At 68.9% G+C, this 1,193-nt stretch carries 1 protein-coding gene; it reads left to right on the top strand.

Annotation, left to right across the window (positions count from 1 at the left end; translation table 11 throughout):
- Positions 1-114: 114 nt before the first annotated feature.
- A partial coding sequence (locus J8J14_RS24760; protein ID WP_342452537.1) for a DEAD/DEAH box helicase occupies positions 115-1,193 on the top strand: 1,079 nt, incomplete at its 3' end.

Raw genomic sequence — 1,193 nt, 5'->3', positions numbered from 1 at the left:
GGAGATACACTACGTATCCCAACGTTGCCGAGGTGGAAGGCTTCACGAAGGCCTAGACACAGGAATCGCGGTGAATCAGTGTCTTGGGATGATGTTTTCGTCTCGTTCCCTATCGTGATCCGCCGCCAGCTCCGTTCGCACCAGCAACGCCTCGCGGGGGTGGTGGAAGCGATCGCAAGGGGCGAGACGGAAGCGCGCGACATCCTGGCCGCGGTGACGCCCGGTGGCGGCAAGTCGCTCCTGCCCGTCATCGCAGCCAGTCGCCTGGTCAGGGCGCGGATCGTGGAGCGGGTCTGCTGGGTCGTGCCGCGCGACAGCCTGCGGCTACAGGCGGAAGAGGCTTTCGCTGACCCTCTCTGGCGGGAGGCGCTGGGCCATTCCCTCTCAGTGCGCGCGGCCGACAATACGCCAGATCCCAGCCGTGGCCTGGCCGGCTACATCACGACATACCAGGGCATTGCCGCCGCGCCGGACCTGCACCTGGCGGAGTTCCGGCGTCATCGCACGCTGCTGGTGGTTGATGAGGTGCACCACCTACCCGCCCTGGCCGAGATCGATCCCGTCGCAGCGGCTCAGGAAACGGAGGAGGATCAGGCGAGCGCGTGGTCCCGCGCCATCCTGCCCCTGCTAGAGTGCGCCCGGGTGCGCCTGCTGCTCTCTGGCACCTTGGAGCGGGCAGACGGCAAGGGCATTCTCTGGCTCCCCTATCGAAAGGGCCCGAAGGCGCGCACGCGCGAGGTGGAACTGGATGCGGAGGGCTGGGCAGTTGTCGGCTACTCCCGCGCCCAGGCGCTCGCTGAGCGTGCGGTGCTGCCGGTTACCTTCGGCGCGCTCGACGGCGAGGCCAGCTGGCGCGATGAGGACGGCAACGAGCTGGGCCCACACCGTATCTCGGGTCTCTACCCTGACGAGACGACACGCCCTGCCCTCTTTACCGCCCTCCGCACCGGCTTCGCGGAGGCCCTGCTGCGTGAGGCCTTTCTCGCCATCCGGGACCTGCGTGCGCGGCGGCGGCGGGAGCGCGGCCTGGCACCGGGCGAAGCGGCGCGGGGTCTGGGCAAGTTGCTGGTGGTCGCCCCCGATCAGGTGACGGCGCGCCACTACCTGGAGGTGGTGCGACGATGGATTCCAGCCGGGCAGGCCGAAGAGGTGGCGCAGCTCGCGACCTCCGACACGCCGCGCGCGCATGAACT

The organism is Pararoseomonas baculiformis (assembly GCF_017813395.1).
GTDB classification, from domain to species: domain Bacteria; phylum Pseudomonadota; class Alphaproteobacteria; order Acetobacterales; family Acetobacteraceae; genus Roseomonas; species Roseomonas baculiformis.
This window is presented reverse-complemented; position numbering and strand designations above follow the sequence as displayed.